Annotated in this window: 15 protein-coding genes and 1 tRNA gene; 7 read left to right on the top strand and 9 right to left on the bottom strand. The window is 70.7% G+C overall.

Annotated features, from left to right (window positions below; translation table 11 throughout):
- Positions 1 to 22 precede the first annotated feature (22 nt).
- Positions 23 to 949 (bottom strand): alpha/beta fold hydrolase, encoded by a 927-nt coding sequence (locus ACL00U_RS07355; protein ID WP_412874002.1) that lies wholly within the window; start codon positions 947 to 949, stop codon positions 23 to 25.
- A gap of 56 nt (positions 950 to 1005) precedes the next feature.
- Positions 1006 to 1494: a peroxiredoxin gene (locus ACL00U_RS07350; RefSeq protein ID WP_017886715.1), complete on the bottom strand. Its 489-nt coding sequence runs from the start codon at positions 1492 to 1494 to the stop codon at positions 1006 to 1008.
- Positions 1495 to 1735: 241 nt separating this feature from the next.
- On the opposite strand from ACL00U_RS07350, the gene aceE reads away from it, so the two are divergent.
- From aceE to ACL00U_RS07320, 6 genes are all read left to right on the top strand, one after another.
- On the top strand, positions 1736 to 4480 hold the full coding sequence (gene aceE / locus ACL00U_RS07345) for a pyruvate dehydrogenase (acetyl-transferring), homodimeric type (RefSeq protein WP_017886714.1): 2745 nt from the start codon (positions 1736 to 1738) through the stop codon (positions 4478 to 4480).
- Between the two features lie 7 nt (positions 4481 to 4487).
- Positions 4488 to 5714, top strand: coding sequence for a PucR family transcriptional regulator (locus ACL00U_RS07340; RefSeq protein ID WP_017886713.1), 1227 nt, complete (start codon positions 4488 to 4490; stop codon positions 5712 to 5714).
- A 93-nt stretch (positions 5715 to 5807) separates the two neighbouring features.
- Positions 5808 to 6749 (top strand): ACP S-malonyltransferase, encoded by a 942-nt coding sequence (locus ACL00U_RS07335; protein WP_159556448.1) that lies wholly within the window; start codon positions 5808 to 5810, stop codon positions 6747 to 6749.
- On the top strand, positions 6746 to 7798 hold the full coding sequence (locus tag ACL00U_RS07330) for a beta-ketoacyl-ACP synthase III (protein ID WP_017886711.1): 1053 nt from the start codon (positions 6746 to 6748) through the stop codon (positions 7796 to 7798). The genes ACL00U_RS07335 and ACL00U_RS07330 overlap by 4 nt, the downstream gene beginning before the upstream one ends.
- Positions 7799 to 7920: 122 nt before the next feature.
- Entirely contained in the window at positions 7921 to 8169 is a 249-nt protein-coding gene (locus ACL00U_RS07325; RefSeq protein ID WP_017886710.1) for an acyl carrier protein, read from the top strand.
- Positions 8170 to 8256: 87 nt separating this feature from the next.
- Entirely contained in the window at positions 8257 to 9501 is a 1245-nt protein-coding gene (locus tag ACL00U_RS07320; protein ID WP_017886709.1) for a beta-ketoacyl-[acyl-carrier-protein] synthase family protein, read from the top strand.
- Between the two features lie 222 nt (positions 9502 to 9723).
- On the opposite strand, the gene ACL00U_RS07315 is transcribed toward ACL00U_RS07320, so the two are convergent.
- From ACL00U_RS07315 to ACL00U_RS07290, 6 genes are all read right to left on the bottom strand, one after another.
- Positions 9724 to 10224 carry a DUF3145 domain-containing protein gene (locus ACL00U_RS07315; RefSeq protein WP_031259468.1) on the bottom strand — a complete coding sequence of 167 codons (501 nt, stop codon included), beginning with the start codon at positions 10222 to 10224 and terminating at the stop codon, positions 9724 to 9726.
- 158 nt (positions 10225 to 10382) lie between these two features.
- On the bottom strand, positions 10383 to 11222 hold the full coding sequence (locus ACL00U_RS07310; RefSeq protein ID WP_412874001.1) for a DUF1684 domain-containing protein: 840 nt from the start codon (positions 11220 to 11222) through the stop codon (positions 10383 to 10385).
- Entirely contained in the window at positions 11219 to 12343 is a 1125-nt protein-coding gene (locus ACL00U_RS07305) for an AI-2E family transporter (protein ID WP_017886706.1), read from the bottom strand. Before ACL00U_RS07305 ends, ACL00U_RS07310 begins: the two co-directional genes overlap by 4 nt.
- A gap of 7 nt (positions 12344 to 12350) precedes the next feature.
- Positions 12351 to 12425 (bottom strand) — tRNA-Ile (locus ACL00U_RS07300).
- Positions 12426 to 12438: 13 nt separating this feature from the next.
- Positions 12439 to 13650 (bottom strand): glycosyltransferase, encoded by a 1212-nt coding sequence (locus ACL00U_RS07295; protein ID WP_042539008.1) that lies wholly within the window; start codon positions 13648 to 13650, stop codon positions 12439 to 12441.
- Positions 13651 to 13781: 131 nt separating this feature from the next.
- Positions 13782 to 14696: a hypothetical protein gene (locus tag ACL00U_RS07290; protein ID WP_017886704.1), complete on the bottom strand. Its 915-nt coding sequence runs from the start codon at positions 14694 to 14696 to the stop codon at positions 13782 to 13784.
- 39 nt (positions 14697 to 14735) lie between these two features.
- On the opposite strand from ACL00U_RS07290, the gene def reads away from it, so the two are divergent.
- The gene (def, locus tag ACL00U_RS07285) at positions 14736 to 15311 is read left to right on the top strand and encodes a peptide deformylase (protein WP_412874000.1); all 576 of its coding nucleotides are present in this window, start codon (positions 14736 to 14738) and stop codon (positions 15309 to 15311) included.
- Between the two features lie 58 nt (positions 15312 to 15369).
- Here def and ACL00U_RS07280 read toward each other — a convergent pair whose 3' ends face one another.
- The gene (locus ACL00U_RS07280) at positions 15370 to 15858 is read right to left on the bottom strand and encodes a hypothetical protein (RefSeq protein ID WP_140447958.1); all 489 of its coding nucleotides are present in this window, start codon (positions 15856 to 15858) and stop codon (positions 15370 to 15372) included.
- Between the last annotated feature and the right edge of the window lie 51 nt (positions 15859 to 15909).

The following is a 15909-nucleotide window of genomic DNA, read 5'->3' as shown; positions in this document are numbered from 1 at the left end:
CGGCAGGCCGGCGTGCAGGAGCTCAGACGAACCCGAGCTCGTGCGCGACCGCGTCGGGACGCTCGACGTGGGCGAAGTGCCCGCACGCCTCCAGCAGCACCGTGCGGGTCTGCGGCACGAGCGCCCGCAGTGCGGCCAGGTCCGAGACGCGAGCGAACACGTCGTCGCGGCCCGCGATCGCCGTCACCGGGCAGGTGATCGCGCGCCACCGGTCGACGTCGTACGCCGCCGCCGACCGTGCCGCCTCGGTGAACTGCTCCGGCCGGAGCTCGTCCACGAAGGCTGCCAGGACGCTCGGGTCCAGGCGTCGCACGTGCGTGAACACCGGCGCCGCGACGAGTGGCAGCAGGCCGATCCGGGCGATCCCCCGGAGCAGCGGACGAGCGGCGCCACCGGTCACCGTCAGGCCGGCTCGCAGCAGGGTGAACGCCGGCAGGGTGCCGAGCGCCCGGACGGGGTGCCGAGCCGCACCGGCCGTCGCGACCGTCGTGCCGGACACCAGCGCGAGCGACCGGACCCGCTCGGGCGCCACCACGGCCAGGTGCAACCCGACGAACGCGCCCATGGAGTGCCCGACGACGTCGACCGCACCGAGGTCCAGTGCTCCGAGGACCGCGGTCACGGCAGCCGTGACGGCGTCGAGCCCGGGCGGACCGTCGGGGGCCGGCGAGGACCCCCAGCCGGGCAGGTCGACGAGCACCAGTCCGCGGGCACCGATGCCGTCCGCGGCGCGCAGCAGCGGGGTCCACGTCGACCAGGAGCCGGCGATGCCGTGCAGCAGCAGGAGCGGATCCGGGCCGACGCGGTGGTGCACCACCACTGGCCCGGTCGGGGTGTCGACGACCGTGCGGGTCAGGCCCCAGGCGCCGGGCGTGACGCGCACCGGGTACGGGGCGTAGCCGTCGGAGGCGACCCCGCGACCACGCGGGTCGGTGTCGATGGCGTGCACCGGGCCTCCTGTCCGACCGTCGACGCGGATGCGTCCGTCAGCAGGGATTCGGAACGCTAGCCGACGGGGACGGGTGCCGAGCAGGCGGCGAGCCGGTCGAGGGCCGCCTTGTACTCGGCCACGTCGCGCTGCAGGCCGGGCTCGGTGATGATCGAGGCCTTGATGCGGCCCTGCACGTCGATGACGAAGGTCGCGCGGGTGGCGAAGCCCTTGTGCTCGAGGAAGACGCCGTACTCCTTCGAGACCGCGCCGTGCGGCCAGAAGTCGGCGAGCAGCTCGAAGTCGTAGCCGTTCGTCTCGGCGAACGACCGCAGCGTCGCCTTCGAGTCGACCGAGATGCCGAGGAGCTCGATGCGCTGGTCCTGGAACATCGTGATGTTGTCCTGCAGGGTGCAGAGCTCGTTCGTGCACCCGGACGAGAACGCCAGCGGGAAGAAGACGAGTGCGACCGGGCGGTTGCCGCGGAAGTCGCTGAGTCGGACGTGCTCACCGAACTGGTTCGGGAGCTCGAAGTCCGGCGCGAGTGAGCCGATCTCCAGTGCCATCGCTACGTGTGCTTCTTCCTCGGGCGTGGGGTGTGCCCGTCGGGTCCGTGCGCCGCGGATCGCGTGTGCACGATCGGCCATGCTACGCCGACGACACGCGAATGCAAGCACCCGTCCACCTGCACGTCACCATCAGCATCAGCGTCGGTCCTGGGGCCTAGAGTGGACGGGGCCCCAGCCGGTCGCGACCCGACCACCGGAGCCACCATGTCCACCACCACGAGAACGAACGAGGTCAAGGGTGACGGTGAACGACCAGGACCCGTACAGCACCGGGGCGAACGACCAGGATCCGCAGGAGACCGCCGAATGGCGTGAGTCCCTGGACGGGCTGGTCCAGACCCACGGACACCAGCGCGGTCGCGAGATCATGCTGAGCCTGCTCAAGCGGTCCAAGGAACTGCACCTCGGTGTGCCGATGGTCCCGACGACGGACTACGTGAACACCATCGCGCCGGAGAACGAGCCGGAGTTCCCCGGCGACGAAGAGCTGGAGCGCCGGTACCGCCGCTGGATCCGCTGGAACGCGGCCATCACGGTGCACCGCGCGCAGCGTCCGGGCATCGCGGTCGGCGGGCACATCTCGACGTACGCGTCGAGCGCCGCGATGTACGAGGTCGGCTACAACCACTTCTTCCGCGCGCAGGACCACCCCTCCGGTGGCGACCAGGTCTTCTTCCAGGGCCACGCCTCCCCCGGCATGTACGCCCGCGCCTACATGGAAGGGCGCCTGTCCGAGGACCAGCTCGACGGGTTCCGGCAGGAGAAGTCGCACGCCGGCGGCGGCCTGTCCTCGTACCCGCACCCGCGCCTCATGCCGCACTTCTGGCAGTTCCCGACCGTGTCGATGGGCATCGGCCCGATCAACGCGATCTACCAGGCGCAGCAGGCCAAGTACCTGTCGAACCGCGGCATCAAGGACGCCATGGACCAGCAGGTCTGGGCGTTCCTGGGTGACGGCGAGATGGACGAGGTCGAGTCCCGCGGCCAGCTCCAGGTCGCTGCGAACGACGGCCTCGACAACCTGAACTTCGTCATCAACTGCAACCTGCAGCGACTCGACGGTCCGGTCCGTGGCAACGGCAAGATCATCCAGGAGCTCGAGGCGTTCTTCCGCGGTGCGGGCTGGAACGTCATCAAGGTCGTCTGGGGCCGCGAGTGGGACGACCTGCTCGCCCGCGACACCGAGGGCGCGCTCCTCAACCTGATGAACCAGACGCCGGACGGCGACTACCAGACGTACAAGGCCGAGAACGGTGCCTACGTGCGCGAGAACTTCTTCGGGCGCGACCCGAAGGCGCTCGAGCTCGTCCAGGACTACACCGACGACCAGATCTGGAACCTCAAGCGCGGTGGCCACGACTACCGCAAGGTCTACGCCGCGTTCAAGGCCGCGACCGAGCACAAGGGCCAGCCGACCGTCATCCTGGCGAAGACGGTCAAGGGCTACGGCCTCGGCCCGAGCTTCGAGGGGCGCAACGCGACCCACCAGATGAAGAAGCTCACGCTCGACAACCTCAAGCAGTTCCGCGACGAGATGCGCATCCCGATCTCCGACGCGCAGCTGGAAGAGAACCCCTACACGCCGCCGTACTACCACCCGGGCAACGACGACGAGGCGATCCAGTACATGCACGAGCGCCGTCGCGCGCTCGGTGGCTACGTGCCGGAACGTCGCACGAAGTACACGCAGTTCACGCTGCCGGACGACTCGAAGTACCAGGTCGTGAAGAAGGGCTCCGGCAAGCAGGAGGTCGCCACCACCATGGCGTTCGCCCGCCTGCTGAAGGACCTGCTGCGCTCGCCCGACTTCGGCGACCGCGTGGTCCCGATCATCCCGGACGAAGCACGCACGTTCGGCATGGACGCCTACTTCCCGTCGGCGAAGATCTACAACCCGAACGGCCAGCACTACACGTCCGTCGACCGCGAACTCCTCCTCGCCTACAAGGAGAGCCCGCAGGGCCAGATCATCCACGTCGGCATCAACGAGGCGGGCGCCCTGGCGGCGTTCACCGCGGTCGGTACCTCGTACTCGACGCAGGGCGAGCCGCTCATCCCGGTCTACGTCTTCTACTCGATGTTCGGGTTCCAGCGCACCGGCGACGCCATCTGGGCCGCCGGCGACCAGATGACCCGTGGCTTCATGATCGGCGCGACCGCCGGCCGCACCACGCTGACGGGCGAAGGCCTGCAGCACGCGGACGGCCACTCGCCGCTCCTCGCCACGACGAACCCGGCCGTCGTCTCGTACGACCCGGCGTACGGCTACGAGATCGGCCACATCGTCAAGGCCGGCCTCGACCGCATGTACGGCACGAACGAGGACGGCTCGCCGAAGCACGCCGACCCGAACGTCATGTACTACCTGACGGTCTACAACGAGCCGCTGGTGCAGCCGGCCGAGCCCGAGGGCGTCGACGTCGAGGGCATCCTCAAGGGCATGTACCTGCTCAAGCCGAGCGAGCACGACGGCCCGAAGGCCCAGCTGCTCGCGTCCGGTGTCGCCGTGCCGTGGATCCTCGAGGCGCAGCAGCTCCTCGCCGAGGACTGGGGCGTGTCGGCCGACGTGTGGAGCGTCACGAGCTGGGGTGAGCTGTACCGCGACGGTGTGGCCGCCGAGCAGCAAGCGTTCCTCAACCCGAACGAGCCGGCCCGCACGCCGTTCGTCACCGAGCGTCTGCTCGGCACCGAAGGACCGGTCGTCGCCGTGAGCGACTTCATGCACCTGGTGCAGGAGCAGATCCGTCCGTTCGTGCCGACCGACTACGCCACCCTCGGTGCCGACGGCTTCGGTTTCTCGGACACCCGTCCGGCCGCTCGCCGCTTCTTCCACATCGACGGCCCCTCGGTCGTCGTGCGGACGCTGCAGCAGCTCGCCCGCCAGGGCAAGGTCGACGGCGCGCTCGTCCAGCAGGCGATCGACAAGTACCGCCTGCACGACGTGACCGCCGGCACCACCGGCAGCGCGGGCGGCGAGAGCTGATCACCCCGTGACGACGGTCCGCCCGGACCACGAGAGCCAGGAGAGCGCGCGTGAGCGTGCGCTCTCCTGGCTCCGTCAGGTGTCCGGAGAACTCTCCACCGCGACCATCAAGCGGCTCGAGGACACCCTCCCCTGGTACAGCGAGATGCCACCGGGGCGCCGCTCCGCCGTGGGCCTCGTCGCCCAGGCCGGCATCACGTCGTTCATCAGCTGGCTCGAGGGCACTGCGTCGACGCCGTGGATCGCCGCGGCCGACGTCTTCGGGTCCGCCCCACGGGAGCTCCTGCGCTCGGTGAGCCTGCAGCAGACCCTGCAGCTCATCCGCGTCGTCGTCACCGTGGTCGAGGAACGCGCCGCCGACGACGAGATGCTGCAGGAGGCGATCCTCAAGTACTCCCGTGACATCGCGTTCGCGGCCGCCGACGTCTACGCCCGCGCGGCCGAGGCCCGGGGCCTGTGGGACGCCCGGCTCGAAGCCCTCGTGGTCGACTCGATCCTCTCGGGCGAGTACGACGACGAACTGCCGTCCCGCATCGCCGCCCTCGGGTGGCACGGGCACGGCGAGGTCGCGGTGCTCGTCGGCACCGCGCCGAAGCAGCTCGAGGTCGACCAGGTCCGTCGCACCGCACGGCACATGGACGCCGACGTGCTCGTCGGGGTCCAGGGATCGCGGCTCGTCGTGGTCATCGGTCGCGCCACCCCGCGTGACGACGTGCCCGAGGGCGAGGAGCCCGTCTCCTTCACGACCATCGCGCAGGCCCTCGAACCGCTGTTCGGCGACGGCCACCTGGTCCTCGGCAACGAGGTCCCCGGGGTCGTCGACGCCTCGACCAGCGCGAAGGCCGCCTTGGCCGGGTTCGCCGTCGCGCGTGCCTGGCGCGGTGTCCCCCGTCCGGCCCTCGCCGACGACCTGCTCCCTGAGCGCGCCCTGGCCGGTGACCCGCTGGCCCGCTCGGCCCTGGTCCAGCGCATCTACGTCCCGCTCAAGGACCAGTCGACCGAGCTCCTGCAGACGCTGTGGTGCTACCTGGACACCGGCCGCTCGCTCGAGGCCACCGCCAGGGAGCTCTTCGTGCACCCGAACACCGTGCGCTACCGCCTGCGCCGCGTCGCCGACATCATCGGCTGGGACGCCACGAACGCCCGGGACGCCCTGATCGTGCAGTCGGCGCTCATCCTCGGCGCGATGTCGGAGTCCGCGACCGGCCGTCGCCGCATCACACCCCGACGCTGACGCGCCGGGGCGTAGAGAACCGACAATGTCCCACCGGGATTCGTGTGGGAAGTCCACACGTGCCCTGCGGGGCGAGAACGCGAGGATTGTCCGGTGATCGTCGTCGTCGCGCCCGGACAGGGCTCCCAGACCCCCGGCTTCCTCGCCCCCTGGCTCGAGGACGCCACCGTTCGTGAACGCGTCGGGCAATGGTCGGAGTCGATCGGCGTCGACCTCGCCGAGCACGGCACGAACTCCGACGCGGACACCATCAAGGACACCGCGCTCGCACAGCCCCTCATCGTGGCCGCCGGCCTGGTGACCGCCGACGCACTGCTCGCCGAGGGCCGTCGTGCCCTGGTGGGCGGGGTCGCCGGACACTCGGTGGGCGAGTTCACCGCCGCCGCGGTCGCCGGGATCCTCGAGCCGACCGACGCCGTCGCCCTGGTCGCCGAGCGCGGCCGGGCCATGGCCGACGCCGCAGCGCTCGAACCGACCTCGATGGCCGCCGTCCTCGGTGGCGACGCCGATGCGGTCGCTGCCGCCCTCGCCGAGCACGGCCTGGTGCCCGCGAACCACAACGGTGGCGGCCAGACCGTCGTCGCCGGCGCCGCGGACGCCATCGCCGCCCTCGCCGCGGCTCCGCCCGCCAAGGCCCGGGTCATCCCCCTCGCCGTCGCCGGCGCGTTCCACACCCGCTACATGGCGCCCGCCGTCGAGCGGGTCGCACCGGTGGCGGCCGCCGCGGCCGTGCAGGACCCGACCCTGCCGATCTGGACCAACGCCGACGGCTCCCGGGTGGACGACGGCCGACGCTTCGTCGACCTGATGGTCCAGCAGATCGCGAACCCCGTGCACTGGGACGCGGTCATGGAGTCCTTCTCCGCCGCCGGCGTGACCGGCATCATCGAGCTCGCACCCGCCGGTGCCCTCGTCGGCCTGGCGAAGCGCGGCCTCCGCGGCACGCCGACCGTCGCCATCAAGACCCCCGACGACCTGCCTGCAGCGATCGACCTGCTGCAGCGCGCGGGCCAGGAAGCAGACGCAACCGCATGACCGACCCGACCACCCCGACGGACGCCCCCACGGGCCTCCCGACCGGATCCGCGCGCCCGCTGCTCCAGCAGCGCCGCGGCCACGAGTTCACCCGGATCCTGGCGTTCGGCGCCGCCCGCGGCGAGAACGTCGTGCCGAACGACGACCTCGTCGGCCCGATCGACTCGTCCGACGAGTGGATCCGCCAGCGCACCGGCATCATCACCCGCAAGCGTGCCGGCGAGGACGTCGAAGCCGTCGACCTCGCCGAGACCGCCGCACGCGAGGCGATCGAGAAGGCCGGCATCGAGCCGTCCCAGATCGGCGTCGTGCTCGTGAGCACCGTCACGCACACCGTCGCCACCCCGTCGATGGCGTCGCTGCTCGCCGAACGCATCGGTGCCACCCCGGCCGCCGCGTACGACATCAGCGCCGCCTGCGCCGGGTACGCCTACGGCATCGCCCAGGCCGACTCGTTCATCAAGTCCGGGCTCGCCGACCACGTGCTGGTCGTCGGGGCCGAGAAGCTCAGCGACGTCGTCGACCCGACCGACCGCTCGATCTCGTTCCTGCTCGGGGACGGTGCCGGCGCCGCCGTGATCGGCCCGAGCGACTTCCCGGGCATCGCCCCCACCATCTGGGGCTCGGACGGCTCGAAGTGGGACGCCATCGGCATGACCGCGACCTACAACGAGTGGGAGGCCGGTGCACCCCGCCCGACCATGCGCCAAGCCGGCCAGACGGTGTTCCGCTGGGCCGTCTGGGAGATGGTCAAGGTCGCCCGACAGGCGCTCGAGACCGCCGGGGTCCGCCCCGAGGACCTCGCAGCCTTCGTGCCGCACCAGGCGAACATCCGCATCATCGACGAGTTCGCCAAGCAGCTCGGCCTGCCCGAGACGGTGACGATCGCCCGCGACATCACCACCACCGGCAACACCTCCGCCGCGAGCATCCCGCTCGCCACGCACCGCCTGCTCGAGGAGCACCCGGACCTGTCGGGCGGTCTCGCCCTGCAGATCGGCTTCGGCGCTGGACTCGTGTTCGGCGCCCAGGTGGTCGTCCTCCCCTGATCCCACCCCGGTCGCGCACCCGCGCGACCGGTCCCCATCCCGACGAGCCTCCGCGCACCCGGACCCCGCGTGCCCTAGGCTGGTCAACGGTCAAACGACACCCCCCTTCAAGGAGAACACTCATGGCCCTGTCCAACGAAGAAGTCCTCGCCGGCCTGGCCGAGCTGATCAACGACGAGACCGGTATCGCCACCGACACCGTCGCCGCCGACAAGTCCTTCACGGACGACCTCGACATCGACTCCATCTCGATGATGACCATCGTGGTCAACGCCGAGGAGAAGTTCGACGTGAAGATCCCGGACGAAGAGGTCAAGAACCTCAAGACCGTCGGCAACGCGGTCGACTACATCGTCAAGGCCCAGGCCTGACACGAGCTTCCTGAGCGCCGCGGCCCGCGGACCCCTGCGGGCCGCGGCGCTCATCTTGTTCACCCCAACGAAAGAACACGTCGTCCCATGACCAAGAAGACCGTCGTCGTCACCGGGATCGGTGCGATCTCACCCCTCGCCGCGACCGCCCCGGACACCTGGGACGCGCTGCTCGCCGGCAAGTCCGGCATCACCCGCATCGAGGACCCCCGCTACGCCGACCTCGAACTCCCCGTGGAGTTCGCCGGCCAGGCGCGCACCTTCCTCACCGACCAGCTCACCCGCCCCGAGTCGAAGCGCCTCGACCCCTCGTCGCAGCTGTCGCTCGTCGCAGCGCGCGAAGCATGGGCCGACGCCGGCATCGACGACGAGTCGGTCGTCCCCGAGCGCTTGATCGTCGACTGGGCAACGGGCATCGGTGGCGTGAACACGCTGCTCGACGCCTGGGACACCCTGCGCGAGAAGGGCCCGCGTCGCGTCCTGCCGATGACGGTCCCGATGCTCATGGCGAACGGTCCCGCCGCCGCCATCGAGATGGAGTTCGGCGCCCGTGGCGGCGCCCGCACCTACCTGTCGGCGTGTGCCTCGTCGACCGAGTCGCTGGCCGAGGCCTACCGGCACATCGCCGACGGCGACGCCGACATCGTCATCACCGGTGGCGCCGAGGCCGCGCTGCACCCGCTCCCGCTGGCCGCGTTCGCCGCCATGCAGGCCCTGTCGCGCCGCAACGACTCCCCCGAGACCGCGTCGCGTCCCTACGACGTCACGCGTGACGGCTTCGTCCTCGGTGACGGCGCCGCGGCGCTCATCCTCGAGTCGAAGGAGCACGCCGAGGCCCGCGGCGCGACCATCTACGCCGAGGTCGCCGGCTCCGGCATCACCTCGGACGCCTTCCACATCACCGCGCCGGACCCCGAGGGCAGCGCCGCCGCCCGTGCGGTCCTGCAGGCCCTCGAGCACGCCGACGCGAGCATCGAGGACGTCGTGCACGTCAACGCGCACGCCACCTCGACCCCCGTCGGGGACGTCGCCGAGTACCACGCGATGCGTCGGGTCTTCGGCGACCACCTGGACAACGTCGTGGTGTCGGCCACCAAGGCGTCCACGGGCCACCTGCTCGGTGGTGCCGGTGCGATCGAGGCGGTCTTCACCGTCCTCGCGCTGCACAACCGCGTCGCGCCGCCGACGATCAACCTGCACGACCAGGACCCGGAGATCGTCATGGACGTCGCCCGCGAACCGCGTGCGCTGCCCGAAGGCGACCTGCTCGCCGTCAGCAACTCGTTCGGCTTCGGCGGACACAACGCCGTGGTCGCGTTCCGCAGCGTCTAGTCACGGCAGCACCTGCCAGGAGGCCCGTCCCGCGTCGTCGGGGCGGGCTTCCGTCGTTCCGGTGCCCGGGTCAGCCCCCCGTCCACACGCCGTCGTGTCGCTGCCGCGCCCTGGGAACGACGAGACGCCGCCGTATTCGGCGGCGTCTCGAGTCTGTGGCGGTGTCCGGGCGACACGCCGGCGTCCGGCGCACCCGACACGCCGGCGTGTGGCGAGTCCGGGTCAGCCGACGCGGTGCAGCCAGACGACCGGGTTGCCCTCGGCGGCGTGGCGGAAGGGCTCGAGCTCGTCGTCCCAGGCCTGCCCGAGGGCCAGTCGCAACTCACGGTGCAGTTCGAGGGCGTTGCTGCCCGCGACCTCCATCGCGTAGCGCACCCGGTCCTCGGGGATGACCATGTTGCCCGTGACGTCGGTCTGCGCGTAGAACACCCCGAGGTCGGGCGTGTGCATCCAGCGACCACCGTCCGAGGCGCTCGTCGGCTCCTCGGTGACCTCGTACCGCAGGTGCTCCCACCCGCGCAGGGCAGAGGCGATCGCGGCACCGGCACCGACCGCACCGGTCCACGTGAACTCGGTCCGACGCGCACCGTCCTGCGCGGGCTGGTCGAGCCACGAGAAGTTCACGGCGCGGTTCATCGCGCGACCTGCTGCCCATTCGACGTGCGGGCAGAGCGCGCGGGGTGAGGAGTGCACGTAGAGCACTCCTGTCGTCGTTCCGTTCACGGTTCCTCCGATACGTCAGGTGCGACTTCCCCATCGACCTGGTGCGGAGGATCCTGACCCGAGGGGCCACGGAACCATCGGTATGCGATTGTGATGTCCCGGCGGGACACGCCCATTATGCAGCGCCACGCCTGGGAACGGCAAGGACCCGACCGGGTTCAGTGCAGGACGGCACCGCTCGCGTCGACGGGGTGCCGCTCCCCCGCCGTGATCGGCACGGGGACACGGTTCTCCTCCGGAGGGATCGGGCAGGCGTACTGGTACGAGAACGCGCACGGCGGCAGGACCAGCAGGTTCCAGTCGAGCTCGACCGTGGACTCGGCGCCGGGGTCGTCGAGGTACAGGAACCGACCCATCGAGTAGCTGCTGCTCGGGTCGTCCTCGGCCAGGGCACTCGTGGCGTCCTGCACGATGAGCTGCAGTCTCGCGACTCCGCGGAACGCGGCCGACCGGACAGCGACGAACCGCACCGTGGCGCCATCAACGACGGTCTCGACGTGTCCGGCAACCGGCAGGGCGTCGCCGGCGGCGTCGCGGACGCTGCCACGGGCCTCCTGGCCGTCGTCCACCAGCGGGACGTACGTGCCGGACGTCACCCGGTCGCCGGACCGCGCGAAGCGGGCGATGTGCGCGAAGCGGGCGATCGCCTCGGACGACGGGTCCCAGACACGCAGGGTGTCGCCGGTGACGGTGCCGGCGAAGCCGTCCGGCAGCGCGACAGTGGACGGGACGACGGCGGTGTCCCCCGCGACCAGCACCGTCCCGTCGACCGGCACGCCGTCCACGACGATGCCGTCGGACGCCTCGGCCGTGACGGTGAGTCCGCCGGGCGCCGGAGCCCAGGTGCCGGGGACCGGCCAGACCGGCTGCGGGTGGTCGACGTGTTGCGCGTTCACCAGGGCGAGCGGTCCGCGAGCACTGCGCGCCCAGCGGTCACGTTCGTCGACGTGCTCGGCGAAGGCGGCGACCGCGGCGCTCGCGCCGTCGCCGCGCGTCACGACTGTTCCTGGCGGGGGTAGATGACCTTCTGCACGATGATGATGACCGACGCCGCGACGGGCAGGGCCACGAGTGCGCCGAGCACACCGCCGATGGTGCCGCCCGCGACGGCGGCGATGACCACGAGCGCACCGGGTACCTGGACCGCTCGCGACATGATGCGCGGCGAGATCAAGTAGGCCTCGACCTGCATGTACACCAGGTAGTAGATCGCCGCGGCGAGGGCGGTCGCCGGTGACGCGAAGAAGCAGAGCAACGAGATCACGATCGCGGCGGCCAACGTTCCGACGAGCGGGATGAGCGAACCGAGGAACGCGAACGACGCGAGCAGCACCGGCAGCGGCGCCCCGATGATGAGCAGGAAGAAGAAGCTGAGGATGCCGTTGATGAGCGCCTGGGACACCTGCCCGACGACGTAGCGACCGACCGCCTGCGTGATCTGCTCGCTCACGTCGATGAAGTTCTGACGACGCGACGCCGGGACGAACCGGTACGCCGCACGCTTCATGCCCCGCATCGACGCGAGGAAGTAGAGCATCAGGATGATGACGATGAGCGCCCCGGTGACCCCGGACAGGATCCCGCTGCCGACCGCCAGGATCCCGCCGCCGACACTGAGCAGGTTGCCCGGCTTCTCGACGAAGGACTGCAGCGACTGCAGCGCGTGGTCGATGTCGAACGACCCGGCGAACTGCTTCGACAGGTCCTGCACCCACTGCTGCTGCGAGATGTCCTGCACGATCTCGGGGAAGTTCTGGATCAGGTTCGACGCCTGGTCCACCAGGATCGGCACCACCGCGAACACGATGCCGGCGAAGGCCCCGAGCACCCCGACCACGACGATCGTGATGGCCGCCCACCGCGGGATGATCCGCTCGAGGAACGACACGAGCGGGTCGATGCCGAGCGCCAGGAACAGCGCGACCCCGATGTAGACCAGGACCGTGCTCAGCTCGTTGATGATCGACCCGGCGAGCAGGGCGACGAGGACCCCGATGGCGCCCATGAACCCCAGCCGGAACGCGTTCACGCGCACGCCGGTACCGCCACGGGTCACCTCGAAGGTGACGTTCGGTGTCGGTGCGTGGTCGTCCTGCGACGTGTCGCGCTTCCTTGGCATGTGCACGTAGGGCGGGCGGGACTCGAACCCGCGGATCGTTCGGTTATGAGCCGACTGCCTTGACCAGCTTGGCTACCGCCCCTCGCCGGAGGCCCTCAAGCCACCGGCTCACCACGATACAGCGACTCGAACGTCGACAGCGTGCGGTTGATGTCGTGTGCCTCGATCATGGCCAGACTGCGTTCCCGCATCGCGACGTAGTCGGACTCCGGGGCGGTGAGCACCGTCGTGAGCTTCGCTGCCAGGTCGTCCACGTCGCCCGGGGTGAACAGGTACCCGTTGCCGTCGATCAGGTGCGGGAGCGCCATCGAGTCGGCTGCGACCACGGGGAGCCCGGACGCCATCCCCTCGAGCGAGGAGATGCTCTGCAGCTCGGCCGTCGACGGCATCGCGAACACCGTCGCGTTGGTCAGGGCCTCCTGCTTGCGCTCGTCCGAGACGAAGCCCAGGAACCGCACGCGGTCCTCGAGCCCGAGCTCCTTCGCCAGTGCGGTGAGCTTCGGGATCATCTCGCCGTCGCCGACGATGGTCAGGGTCGTGGCCAGCTCGGCCGGCAGCAGCGCCACGGCACGGACCAGGACGTCGAGGTTCTTCTCCGGGGCGACCCGGCCCACGAAGACGATGTCGTTGTTCACCGGGCGCCCCTCGCGCGCGACGTAGCGGGACGCGTCGATGCCGCACGAGATCGCCAGGACCTGCTGGCCGGCGATGGCCTTCCGCAGGTAGTCGGCGGCCAGGTTGGTCGGCGTCGTGATCGTGTCGGCCAGCCGGTAGGTCTTGGCGGCGTCGCTCCACGCGATCTTCAGCGCGAGGGGCAGTGTCCACTTGCCGAACGGCGTGTACTCGAGCAGGTTCTCCGGCATGAAGTGGTTCGTCGCGATGACCCGGATGCCGCGGTCGTTCGCCTCGTGCACGATGCCACGACCGATGACCACGTGCGACTGGATGTGCAGCACGTCGGGCTTGACCGCGTCGAGGATCGGGGCGGTCCACTTCCGGACGCTCCACGGCCACACGAAGCGCAGCCACGGGTGCAGCGGCCACTTGTACGACTTCAGGCGGTGCACGACGAGGGTGACGCCGTGGTGCTCCTCGTCGAAGGTGCCGTAGTGGCGGCTCGACGCCGGGGCCACGATGTGCACCTCGTGCCCGCGCTCGGCCAGTCCGACGGCGAGCTGCTCGGCGAAGGTCGCGGCGCCGTTGACGTCGGGGGCGAAGGTGTCCGCTGCGATCAGCACGCGCAGCGGTCGGTGACCGCCCGTCGCACCCGTCGGTCCGGCGGTGGCGGTGGTGGCGTCTCCTGACACGGCTGAGTTCGTCCTCTCGTGGGCGATGGCTGGTCGGCTGTGACGCTATCGCACCGGGATCGACGGTCGCGTCAGCCGCGCGGATGAGCGCCGCGACCACCGGGCGCCGAGCGCCGAGCGCGCCGCGGCCGTCAGGTCCGGGTCTGGGGGTGGTGCTTGGCGAGCAGGAACACCCCGGTGATGGCGATGCCCGCGGCGACCACGAACCCCGCCACCGCGAACCACGGCGCCCCCGTTGCCTCGCCGAGCACGATCACGCCGATGCCGACCGCGACGATCGGGTCGATGACGGTCAGCCCCGCGATCACCAGGTCGGCCGAGCCGCTGGAGTACGCGTTCTGCACGAAGTACCCGCCGAGCGACGCCGCGACGACCACGCCGACGATGGCGAGCACGGTCAACCAGTCGAAGGTGTGGTTCACGAACCGGTTCAGCACCACCTTGGCCAGCGTCGCCACGAAGCCGTAGAGCACGCCGGCGCCGACGATGTAGTACAGGGCGTTCCGGCGCTTGGCGACCAGGCGGAACGACACGAGCACCAGCACCAGCACGACCGCCAGGATCACCAGCACGGTGACGAGCTGCTGGCGGGTGATCGCGCTCTCGTGCCCGACGAACGCCGCGATCCCGACGAAGATGCCGACACCGATGATGCACGTCCACACGGCACGACGAGCACGACGGCCGAGCGGGATCCCCGACGCACGCGACGAGAACCACGTCGTGATCACCAGCGCCACGGCACCCAGCGGCTGCACGACGATCAGCGGCGCGAACGTGATGCTGATGAGCTGCAGCACCACCGCGATGCCGAGCATGAGCGTGCCGAGCACCCAGTAGCCGCTCGAGACGAGCCCCACCACGTGGCGGACGCTCAGCCCCTTCGACTGCCGACCGAGACGCGCTTCGACCCGCTGCACCCCACGGCTCTGGAACTGCGCCCCGAGCGACAAGAACACGGCACCGACCAGGGCCACCGGGATCATCAGCGCCTGGAACGGCGTGAGGTTGCTCACGGCGTCGGGCAGCTGGAGGTCCGTCGTCACGCGTCGAGGCTACCGTCCCCCGCCGGATAACCTGGGTGAATGGCCGTTCTCCCGATCCGCATCACCGGCGAACCCGTCCTGCACGAGCGTGCAGCCGAGGTCACCGCGTTCGATGACGACCTCCGTTCCCTCGTCGCCGACATGCTCGAGACCATGGACCTGGCACCGGGCGTCGGCCTGGCCGGACCGCAGGTGGGCGTCGGCAAGCGCCTGTTCGTGTACTCCTACACCGACGACGACGACGTGCTGCACCGGGGCGCCGCCGCGAACCCCGTCCTGTGGACCACGCCCCCGGTCCCCGAGTCCGTCGAGGAGCTCGACGAGGACGAGGAGTCCGAGGGCTGCCTGTCGATACCGGGCGAGCGCTTCCCGCTCCGCCGCTCCGAGGGCGCCCTGCTGCGCGCCTCCGACGAGCACGGCACCCCGTTCGAGGTCGAGGCGCACGGCTGGCTGGCCCGCATCTTCCAGCACGAGTACGACCACCTGGACGGCTGGCTCTACGCCGACCGTCTCGTGCACCCCTACGGCAAGCAGGTCGCCAAGGCGATCCGCAAGAGCAGCTGGGGCGGCCCCGGCCAGTCCTGGCTGCCCGGTCGCGACCACCCCGAGGGCTGACGCCCGTCCCGCGGCCGTCGGTCGGTCGTGGGTCAGGCGGTCGGTCTGGAGGCCCGGGTCAGCCCCGGTACGCCGCCAGCGCGTCCCGCAGGCGGTCGGTCTCCGGGTGGCCCGGGCAGTACCGCAGGAGCCCCTCGGCCACGTGGGCACCGCGCTCGTCGGCGACCGCCGACGTCCACGGCGCCGAGTCGCGCACCGCGCAGGCGCTCGCGAGCTCGACCAGGGTCGCGTCACCGCGCGCCGCCGTCACCGCGGACTGCTGCTGGCTCGACGGCACCGAGCCGGTCAGCCGCTTCGCCGAGCAGTCGGCACGCGCGGCTTCCCACACCGCTGCGTAGGTCGTGTAGCTCGCGCGGTCAGCGCCGTCCCCGCCGCAGACGAACGCGAAGACGACCGGTGACGCGCCTGAACCCAGCCCGGTGTCCGAGCTCGTCGGGTCCTCGGACGCATCGGTGTCCGGACCGACGCTGCTGCAGCCGGTGAGCACCGCCGTCACCGCCACGACGACGCCCAGCAGGGCGGATCGAGGGGAACGAGAACGGTGCACCTGTGAACGCTAACAGCATCCGCCGGGTACCAGCCGCACGAGCGACGTCGG

This window comes from Curtobacterium poinsettiae (assembly GCF_047226435.1).
In the GTDB taxonomy this organism is placed as follows: Bacteria; Actinomycetota; Actinomycetes; order Actinomycetales; family Microbacteriaceae; genus Curtobacterium; species Curtobacterium poinsettiae.
Note: the sequence above shows the minus strand (reverse complement) of the source record. Positions and strands in the feature narration are given on the sequence as shown.